Annotated in this window: 6 protein-coding genes and 1 tRNA gene; 2 read left to right on the top strand and 5 right to left on the bottom strand. The window is 60.7% G+C overall.

Annotation, left to right across the window (positions count from 1 at the left end):
- Positions 1-91: 91 nt before the first annotated feature.
- A complete protein-coding gene (locus AB7933_RS02990) occupies positions 92-493 on the bottom strand; it encodes a hypothetical protein (protein WP_024072834.1) in 402 nt (133 codons plus the stop codon).
- Between the two features lie 165 nt (positions 494-658).
- On the opposite strand from AB7933_RS02990, the gene AB7933_RS02985 reads away from it, so the two are divergent.
- Both AB7933_RS02985 and AB7933_RS02980 read left to right on the top strand, forming a co-directional pair.
- Positions 659-734 (top strand) — tRNA-Thr (locus tag AB7933_RS02985).
- A gap of 451 nt (positions 735-1,185) precedes the next feature.
- On the top strand, positions 1,186-3,315 hold the full coding sequence (locus AB7933_RS02980) for a M48 family metalloprotease (RefSeq protein ID WP_024072833.1): 2,130 nt from the start codon (positions 1,186-1,188) through the stop codon (positions 3,313-3,315).
- Positions 3,316-3,388: 73 nt separating this feature from the next.
- Here AB7933_RS02980 and AB7933_RS02975 read toward each other — a convergent pair whose 3' ends face one another.
- The 4 genes from AB7933_RS02975 to AB7933_RS02960 all read right to left on the bottom strand — a co-directional run bounded on the left by AB7933_RS02975 (position 3,389) and on the right by AB7933_RS02960 (position 10,165).
- Positions 3,389-4,675 (bottom strand): OprD family porin, encoded by a 1,287-nt coding sequence (locus tag AB7933_RS02975; protein ID WP_024072832.1) that lies wholly within the window; start codon positions 4,673-4,675, stop codon positions 3,389-3,391.
- Between the two features lie 901 nt (positions 4,676-5,576).
- Positions 5,577-5,792, bottom strand: a complete 216-nt coding sequence (locus AB7933_RS02970) for a hypothetical protein (protein ID WP_024072831.1) — start codon at positions 5,790-5,792, stop codon at positions 5,577-5,579.
- Positions 5,793-6,026: 234 nt separating this feature from the next.
- On the bottom strand, positions 6,027-7,133 hold the full coding sequence (aguA, locus tag AB7933_RS02965; protein ID WP_024072830.1) for an agmatine deiminase: 1,107 nt from the start codon (positions 7,131-7,133) through the stop codon (positions 6,027-6,029).
- A gap of 122 nt (positions 7,134-7,255) precedes the next feature.
- Entirely contained in the window at positions 7,256-10,165 is a 2,910-nt protein-coding gene (locus tag AB7933_RS02960; RefSeq protein ID WP_024072829.1) for an aminotransferase, read from the bottom strand.
- Positions 10,166-10,248 lie beyond the last annotated feature (83 nt).

Here is a 10,248-nt window from a genome sequence, read left to right as displayed (position 1 = left end):
CCTTTATTCACCCCGAGCAGCACGCCAAAAACGGCCCACCCCAGTGCAACCGCGATAACGGCGCGCCCGCCTTTAGCGCAAGCCGCAGCGGTTAACGCAGCCGCCGCTCCGTAAACGCGTAATCCTCCTGACAATCCCCGGAAGGCCCCGCCGCCACACTCACGTAACGCACCGTATCCGCGTCCACCAGCTGATAGGTGTACACATCCGGCATACGCACCCCATCCGTGCGCAACTCATTCTTGCCATTCACCGCCGACCACGTGCCCTGCTCTGTCTGAATCGCCTGCGTCTGCTGTACATCGCGGAAGAAAGTAATGGTGAAACGCCCATCAGGCTTGAGGTGGGTGGTCCACGACAGGAACTGGCATTTATCGGTTTGCGTGCGCAAGCCCTTCCAAGTACCAACCAGGGCCGGGTCATTGGCGGGCTTCTGAGTTGAACAGGCGCCGAGGGCGATGGTGAGGAGGATGAGGGAGAGAGTCCGTTTCATGTGGAGCTTCCTTTTAGGTGGAAAGGCTTGCGACTGCGCCTGGCAGTGGAGGATGAATCCTACTGACATGGGGAAGAAAAAGGGATCGCGGCAAGGTTTGTAAAAATAGTCAGAATTCAGGGGTTTACAGATGCTTGCCAATCGCTATAATCGTCGCCCTAACACGCCGGTATAGCTCAGTTGGTAGAGCAACTGACTTGTAATCAGTAGGTCCCGGGTTCGACTCCTGGTGCCGGCACCATACAAAACAAAGCCCCTGCAGAAATGCAGGGGCTTTGTTGTTTCTGGGGTGTTTGTATTTAGCTGATGCCCGCCCGCCTTTCTCCACACCTCTACACCCCCTCGAAAATCCCCCACCTCTATACCCAAGATTCAATTTCCAAGCTTTATGCTGAATTATGAACTGGCAATAATTATGGCTAACCCATAAAAACACCTAATCCCACCAACCCAGCTATCTTCCCAATCGCTCCCCACTCCCCCGGCTGCAAACCCAGCGGCCGAGCCTGAGAACCCGACTTGATGCAGGCGCTAACCACGCCCCCATTCGCAGTGATTACGAACGTGACAGCTCTCACTCGATAGAGGAGTTTGACCGATCCCCAGCCTGGTCAGGCCGGGGCTTTTTGGTGCCCTGCTGGGAGGTTTTTCTGTATAACGCCGTCAAGACTAAGCGTTGCGAACGGATGCCCATGAACGCCCTGAAACTGATCTGCCTGCTGGTGATTGTCCCGCTGCTGCTCGCCGCTCTGGGCGGCTGGGAGCGTGAGCGGGCAGGTGAGGCTGCCGCGTGGTTGATCAACTACCAGGCCGACGTCAGCGCCACTCGGCAAACCCTGCAGACCTTGGCGACGCAAAACCCTACGGCCCTTATCGACCTGGGCGAGGAAAAAATCGGCATCCAGCCGGCGCTCGAGCGGCTGGATAAAATCACGGCCGAACTGCCCACCGCCCAACGTATCAATAGCGGCATGCGCACCCTGGCGCCGTGGGTGATGGGGCTGGGCCTGCTGGCGGCGTTGATCGGTGTGGCGGCGCTGGCCGGCACACTGTGGGCGGGGCGGCGTGCGCGGCAGTCGCGGGAAAAACTGTTGCAGGCGTTCGCCCTCGGCAGCCGCTTGTTGCCCTACGTGCTGGTGAGCCATGTGGTGGCGATGGCGACGACGGTGGCGCTGGCCTTGAGTTTCGAAGGCTTGGCGATGTGGCACATCGGTCGATTGGGTCGCGGCGAATTCAAGCTGATGGCCGTGCTGGCGGTGATTGCGGCGTTCTGCCTGTATTCGATCTGGCTGCTGCTCAAACAATCGCGACACATGCTGGGTATGTTCAAACCCGAGCCGCTGGAGATGTTCGGGGCGGTGGTGACGCCCGCGCAGGCGCCGGCGCTGTGGCGCGACGTGAATACGTTGGCCGGCAAGCTCGGCGCGCTGTCACCGGACCATATCGTGGTGAGCCTGACCCAAGGGTTTTACGTGACCTCCAGCGAGGCCCACGTGCAACCGGCGCATACCACGCTGCATGGGCGCACCTTGCATGTGCCGCTGCTGTACCTCGGCCTGCTGAGCCGCGACGAAATCGGCGCGGTGATCGGCCATGAGCTCGCACACTTTGCAGGGGAAGACACCGAATACAGCCTGCGCTTCTTGCCGATCTACGATGGGGTCAATCGCAGCCTGGCGGTGCTGCTGGATACCCTGCTGGCCAGTGACCTGATCCAGGAGTGGCTGATGCGGCCGTCATTCCTGTTCGGCGTGTTTTTCATGCAGCGCTTTGATCACGCGGTCAACCATTGGAGCCGCGAGCGCGAGTTGCTGGCGGATGCCGCAGGTGCGCGCCTGGTCGGCAATGGCGCGGCGGCTTCAGCGCTGTTGCGCGTGTCGGTGTTGCAACCGCTTATCGAGGACGCGCTGTTGGCCTTGTGTGACTCAGCCTCGGAAGAGGATCTGCCCGCCGCCGCCCTGGCCGCACTGCAAGGCCGTGAACTGCAGGTGCCGCCACAAGCGTTGGAGATTCATCAGCCTCACCCGACCGACTCGCACCCGTCGAATGGCGAACGCCTGCAGGCGCTTGCCGTGTCGCCGGATGACGCCCTGCACAGCGCCACACGGTTAGTGGATGCCCACGTTGCAAATGGGCAAATCGACGCTTATTTCAGTGCGCCGCGCACGCTGCGTGAGCAGTTATCGCGCGACCTGATCGACGTGGCGGTCACCGAAAACACCGCGCACACGGCGTTGCTGGAAACCCTGGCCACATCGACCGACGGCGAACGTGAACTGCATGAGGGAGGGCGCTGGCGTGGCGTGCTGATGGCGGTGTGCGCCGTGCCTTTTGTGGGGCTCGGCTTGGCCATCATGAGCCAGCCCTGGCTGGCCCCGGAACGTTTGAAAAGCAACACGTTGTCGGCGATCGGCGCCGGGGCGGCAATCGCCGTTATCGCGTTGATCTTTTTGTGGCTGGGTGTGCGCCGTTTCAAGCGCGCACCGCAGGTCGCGTTGCGCCTGACGCCGGAGCATTTTGTGTTCGCCAACCTGGCGCAGCCGTTGCCGATTGAGCACATCGCCGGTGTCACCCTGCAATTTATGCAGGGTATCTGGGTGACCGTGGAGCTGACGCCGGAAGCGCCCTTGCCTGAACGGCGCAAAACCGCATTCGGCGTGCCGGGCGCGCGCATCAACAAGAAGAAACGCCAGGTGCTGTTACAGATGGCGCAGTTGTGCATCGACAACCAGAAGCTCGAACCCTATGAGGGCTTGTCACTGATGCTCGACTACGTAAATGCCTCCCTCGCCCGCAAGATTTTGCAGCACCGCGAGGACTGATCGGCCCGCATAAAAAAACCCCGAACCAGTCGGGGTTTTTTATCGCCTGGAATCAGGCGCGACGCCAGATCAATTAGAAAACGTTGATCGGGTAGTCGGCGAACAGACGGACTTCGTTACCGCCGACGTTGTACTGGTCGGCGTTGTTGGAAACACGCAACCAGGACGCACGAGCACGCAGGCTCAGGTCTTTGGCCGGGCCGCTCTGGACGACGTACTTGAACTGGTTGAAGATTTCGCGCTCGGTGCCATTGCCACGGTTGGAACCGTCGTCAATGTTGGTACCACGCACGTAGGCCACGTTGTAAGTCAGGCCAGGCACACCGAAGGTGCTGAAGTCCAGGCCGTAGCCGACTTGCCAGGAGCGCTCGTCCTTGCCGTTGAAGTCGGACCAGTAGGAGTTGGCCAGCAGGATGGTGTTGCCGCCATCGCCGATGCCGCCGGCGTTGCGGTAGCCGCCATACAGGTAGCCAGTGTCGCCGGTGCTGCGCTGGTGAGCGACGGTGAAGCTGTGCGGGCCAACGGCCCACGTGGCGCCCAGGCTCCAGATTTTGTTGTCGCGGGCGTCGGCGTCACCTTGGTTCTCCAGGGCGAAGCTGCGGTCCAGCTTGGTTTTGTAGCCATTGAAGTCAAAGGTCAGCGACTGTTGCTCTGGCAGGGCCAGCACGTAGTTGACGTTGACGTATTGCTTTTTCAGCACGTCTTGCATGTCGGAAGCGTACAGCGCAGCGGACAGGCTTTCGGTGAATTTGTAGCTACCACCGATGTAGTCGATGCTTTTCAGGCGGCCGCTGTCGCTGCCTTCGGCGCTCTTGCGGGCTTCTTTGGTGAAGTGACCGGCGTCCAGTTGCAGACCGGCGATCTCTTTGGAAACGATCGAGGTGCCTTCGTAGGTTTCCGACAGCAGGCGCGAGTTGTCGTATTCCAGAACCGGCACGGCTGGCATCTGCTGACCGTATTTGATCACGGTGTTGGAGATGCGCGCCTTGACGGCTGCGCCGCCCTTGGCCAGGTCGTTGGCGGCTTCGCCGCTGTCGCCTTGTTTGAAGAAGTCGATACCGCCCGCGCCGCTGCGACCTTTACCACCGTCCAGACGGATAGCGTATTGGCCGATCACGTCCACACCTACACCGACGGTGCCTTGGGTGAAGCCGGACTCGAACTTGCCGATAAAGCCTTGGCCCCATTCGGCTTTGTCTTGCTTGCCATTCTTGTAGTCACGGCTGATATAGGCGTTGCGTGCCGCGATGTTCAGGTGGCTGTCGTCTACGAAACCCTTGGATTGCTCCTGGTCGTTTGCCATGGCCTGAGTGGCGCTCAAAATCCCCAGAGCAATCAGACCCATCCGTTGCTTCAACATTTTTTGTATTCCTTATTACTGGTTGAGTACGCGCTGTGACACCAGGCTCCGTTCTGCTTTTTCTGGCGTCGACTTTTCCCGGAAAAAAGAAGGCCCGCGGACGACTGAACTGCCGCAGGCCTTTTTTTATTGGATGAGTCATGGCGGTTAGCCACAGGCGTTGGGCGCAATCCTAGTCCCGCGTTGAACTATGTGTCAATTTCGCGAATCGTCTGTATTTAGGCGAAATAATTCTAAGCAACGCCCTACATCGGTTCTAAAAACGACCCAATTCCTTCTCTTACGACGTCAAAAACACATTTCGTAATATATTTGGGAAGCGGTACGTGTGCTGATACCTGACGTGATGGCGCCGGGCCAGGGTGGTGGGGATGGATTGCGGTTTTCGGCAGAAGGCCTGGGATAGGTGCGCGGCACTGAGCCATCGTGGTGCTTACAGGCACCCACCCTTTATAGGGCTGAACAGGCTTTAAATGTGGGGTTCCACTAAATCTCTGACTTGGCGCTGTCGCGCAGCAAACTGGAGCCGCTGTGGCGAGCGGGCTTGCCCTAATGCCGTTCAGTTAAGGCTTTTTTGTAGGAGCGAGCTTGCTCGCGAAAAACGTCAACGATAACGCGTGTTTCCTGAATCAACGCGGCGCCTGTGAGTTTTTCGCGAGCAAGCTCGCTCCTACAGAAGGCGATGTACTCTTAACTGAACGGCATTAGGGCTTGCCCCGCGTTGGGCTGCGCAGGAGCCCTAATGAGAACGCTGCAGTGTGTCAGTCAGTTCCGGGGGGGGGGGGTTTTGGGGCTGCTGCGCAGCCCAACGCGGGCAAGCCCGCTCGCCACAACAAGCCCGCTCGCCACAACAGGCCCGCTCGCCACAACAGCCCGCGTCCACATGTTGAAGGCGTACACGTCAGTTATTCAGCAACTCACACAACACCTGCATCTCATCGTCACTGAACAACCCCGCCGGGTAGCGTTCACTCATCACACTGTGCAAATCCGGCTGCTGCCTGAGCTGTCGCGAACCGTTTGCCTTCAACCAGAGCGCCAGCGCATGGATGGCGTCACCGTTGACCCGCAAGGGGTGAAACGTGCGCGTATTCATTGGGTTGATGTTGGCATTCATTTCAGCGCTCTCTCCTACTGCGTGAGCGGCTAACTTACTCAAGGTTTATGACAGAACTGCGCAGTCATCAGCCTTGGTTACTGTGACAACACCAATACAAGAGCTATGCCAATGTCCCGGATCTATAGGTATTCAGACACAAAAAAGCCCACGGCCTTGCGGGGCCGCGGGCTTGCTGCGAGCGCTGGAACCGAGTAGTGCCCGGTCGCCGTCGAGGCGCTGTTACAACTGCACTCAGTTTTTGTGCGGGGCCGGCTGTTGTTGGGTCAGGCAATGGATATTACCGCCACCCAGTAACAGTTCGCGGCCCGGCACCATCACCACTTCGTGCTGCGGGAACAGGCTCTGCAGGATGGCCTTGGCCTGGCTGTCCAACGGGTCGTCAAAGCTCGGGGCGATGATGCCGCCGTTGACGATCAGGAAGTTGACGTAGGAACCGGCCAACCGCACGCTCGGATTACGCTCCTGGGTGCCATCCACCGGGTCCACGCCGGCACACTCTTCCTCGGTGGCATACAGCGGGCCCGGAATCGGCATTTTGTGCACTGTGAACGAGCGGCCCTGGGCGTCAGTGCTGCTTTGCAGGACGTCCATGGCTGCGTGGCAACGGGCGTAGTTCGGGTCTTGCGGGTCGTCGGTCCAGGCCAGCAACACTTCGCCCGGGCGCACATAGCAACAGAAGTTATCCACATGGCCGTCGGTTTCGTCATTGAACAGGCCATCCGGCAACCAGATGATCTTATCCACCGCTAGGTTGGCACTGAGCACCGCTTCGATAGCCGCACGGTCGAGGTGCGGGTTGCGATTGCGGTTGAGCAGGCATTCTTCGGTGGTGATCAGGGTGCCTTCGCCGTCGACGTGGATCGAACCGCCTTCCAGCACGAACCCTTCGGTGCGGTAACGCGGCGCGCGTTCGATCTCGAGGATCTTGCCGCCCACCTGCGAGTCACGGTTCCACGGCGCATACAGGCCACCATCAAAACCACCCCAGGCGTTGAAATCCCAGTTCACGCCACGCACTTCGCCGGTGTTGTTGATCACAAACGTCGGGCCGGTGTCGCGCACCCAGGCGTCGTCACTGGACATTTCCACCACGCGGATATTCGGCACGTCCAGGCGGGCGCGGGCGTTTTCGTACTGGCCGGCAGACACCGCGACCGTCACCGGTTCAAACCGCGCGATAGCCTTGGCCACCGCCACGTGAGCGGCCTGCGCCGGTTTACCACCCAGGCGCCAGTTGTCCGGGCGTTCGGGCCAGATCATCCAGGTTTGGGTCTGGGGCGCCCATTCGGCGGGCATATAAAAGCCATCGGCGCGAGGTGTGCTGTGCAGGGTGGTCATGGCAATCAGGGCTCCGAATGGGGGTGAAGGCCGACTTTATAACGGATAAAAATCGGCTTTAACAGCGGCCTGCAATCATAGGCGATAAATATGACAGCAAATAACCGATAACAATCGATTATTTACGCTTGTTCATTCAACGCCTTCGACAGCATGTCGACAAAGAAGTCCACGCTGCGTTTGGAGGTGACCATCGGCGGCTTGATCTTGAGGATGTTCAGGTAGTCACCGGTCGGCTGCATGAAAATCCCAAGTTCCCGCAGACGCTCGCACAACAGCGCGGTCTCTTCGGTGGCGGGCTCCAGGGTGTGTCGATCCCGCACCAGCTCCAGCCCCAAGTAGAAACCGGAGCCATGCACGGCGCCGACCAACGGATGACGGTCGATCAGTGCTTGCAGCCGCGCCTTGAAATGCCCGCCCACGACCTGGGCGTTTTCCCACAGCTTTTCTTCTTCCATCACATCCAGCACCGCCATGCCGATCCGGCAACTGACCGGGCTGCCCCCCGAGGACGAAAAGAAATACCCCTCGGCTTCCAGTGCTTCGGCAATCTCGCGCCGAGTGATCACCGCCCCCAAGGGCTGGCCGTTCCCCATGCCCTTGGCCATGGTGATGATGTCCGGCACAACACCCTGCTCTTCAAAGCCCCAGAAGAAATGCCCCATGCGCCCATAGCCCACCTGCACTTCATCGGCAATGCATACGCCGCCCTGGGCACGCACCCGCGCATACACCTGCTGCAGATAGCCCGGAGGCAGGGAAATACCGCCGGCATTGCCGTACACCGGCTCACAAATGAAGCCAGCCAGTTGGCGCTGGCTCGCGGCGATTTTCGCCAGGTTGTGCTCCACACTGCGGACATAATCCGGCGCACTGTCTGGTCCGCGGAACTCACCGCGATAGGTATTCGGCGCAGTCACCGGGTGTACCCAATCCGGGCGGCTGCTCAGGGCCTTGGGGTTGTCAGCGATCGAGGTGGACACCGCATCCGCCGCCACCGACCACCCGTGGTAAGCCTCCAGCACGCTGAGCATGTCGCGCCCGCCGCTGTAGGCCCAGGCCAGGCGAATGGCCAGGTCATTGGCCTCGGTGCCGCTGTTGACCAGGAACACCCGGTCCATACCCTCCGGCGCCAGCGCCAGCAGGCGCTCGGAAAACTCGGCAATCGCCGCGTAGTGGAAGCGCGAGTTGGTGTTGAGCAATGACCATTGCCGAGCCGCCACGGCCGCCATACGTGGGTGGCCGTGGCCGAGCACGGCCACGTTGTTGAGCATGTCGAGGTAGGAACGGCCCTGCATGTCGATCAGATGGTTGCGCCAGCCGCGTTCGATGCGCGGCGGGTCGACGTAATAATGCTTCTGCGAACGGGCGAAACTGGCGTCGCGCCGGGCCAGCAGGGCCTCGGGGTCCAGTTCCGGCTCAGCGTCACAGGCCAGGCCAAGCAGCGTCGCCGGTGACGGGCAAAGCGCTTGCCACGCCGGTACCCGGGAGGGCGCGCAGAACAGCGGCGGTTCGATGTCCGCGCGGCATACCTGCACCATCAGCGGGGCATGGACTTCGCCGATTATCTGCCCTTCCACCAGCACCGCGCCGGGGTTCAATGCGGTTTTCACCCCCCACAGACGCAGGCTCAGCGGACCGTCATGCAGGCTCAGCAGACCGTCGGCGCCCTTGCGCAACGTGCCGCCAAAGGGCGCCTCCAACACGGTGCCATGGGGCAAGTGCAGTTCAACATGCAGCGGGAACGTCTCAGGCTCAACGGCGCTGTCGGGACGGGTGCGCGACAGCCGATATTGCCCATAGCGACTGGCGGCCAAACCGTGCACGGTGGCCGCTTCATCCAGTAATCGGCGATCGATGCCGGGCTGTTCCCAATTGCCCGCTTCGAAATGCGGGCTGAGCACACCCAGGTCAATCAGCGCGAATTCCTGGCCCACCAACCCTGGCAACAAAGGGGCGAAGTTCTGGTCGGCCAACGGCGCCGGCGTCTCCCCGACACTGCTCAGAATCGCCGCTTCCATTAGTTCAAAGGGCACCGACATTGCCACATGGAAGATTTCCCACTCATGTTCGGCGTTTTTCAGCAGGTAGCTGTTATTCGGATCCAGGCGTTGCTGCTGTTCGCTGCTCAGCACCAGCACCGCCGCGCGGGCGACGATCAGTGGCCACAGGGCCTGCAGTTCTTCGCGCTGTAAGGGGTTGACCGCATGGAACGCACGGATGGCCGGGAGGATGGCAAAGGGATCGCTTTCAGCATGGTGCAGCAGCGCGGCACACGTCACCGACAAATCGGCGATGCGCCAGGTGTGCACCAGGTCGCCGAAATCAATCACCCCCTGGATCTGCCAGTGCCGCTGGGCATCCCGTTGCCACATGACGTTGTCATCGGTGATGTCCATGTGCACCGCTTGCCAGGGCAGGTGATCGGCCAGGTCGCGCAGGCGCGCGTCAACCTGTTCGGCCACCTGCTCCAAGAGGGCGCGATGGGGCAGGTTTTGCAGGGTTGCCAACAGGTGGGTGATCAGCTCCTGGGCGTGGCGCGGGTCCCATTGCAAGGTGCGGTCCAGGCCCGGGTGCTGGAAATCGGCCAGGGCCAGGCTCATTCGCCCGCACAATGCGCCGAAGCCTGCAATGACATCGCGGCCCAGATGGGGGAGATGGGTCAGGGGCTGCCCGTCGATGTAGTCCAGCAACCGCAGGTGCAGGTTTTGTCCATCCACCGCGACGGTGAGCAACTCTTCACCTGTGTGCGCCTTGATGACCTGAGGTACCTGCATCTGCACATGGGCCTGCAGGTTGTTGAGGGCCGCGTGCTGGGCCTGCAACTCAACGGCAGCGTAGTCACCCCGGCAGATTTTCAGAACAAAGCGGCCACGGTCGCTGTCGACCTTGTAATTGAGGTCTTGCTGGCTGCCCAGCGCCTGCAGGGTGCCGGTGAGGCCGTAATGCTGCTCAAGCAGGTGTGCCGCCTGATCGGGGTCCACTTGCGGGCAAGGTAGGCTGGCGCGATGGATCAACGTGGCAAGCAACATTGTGACGACCTCGGTTTTTTTAGGCGTCTATATCGCCATTGTTAAGGGGCTAACGCAACCCCCAGCACACGGCACGCTTGCGC

This window comes from Pseudomonas gorinensis, from assembly GCF_042015035.1.
GTDB lineage: Bacteria > Pseudomonadota > Gammaproteobacteria > Pseudomonadales > Pseudomonadaceae > Aquipseudomonas > Aquipseudomonas gorinensis.
This window is presented reverse-complemented; position numbering and strand designations above follow the sequence as displayed.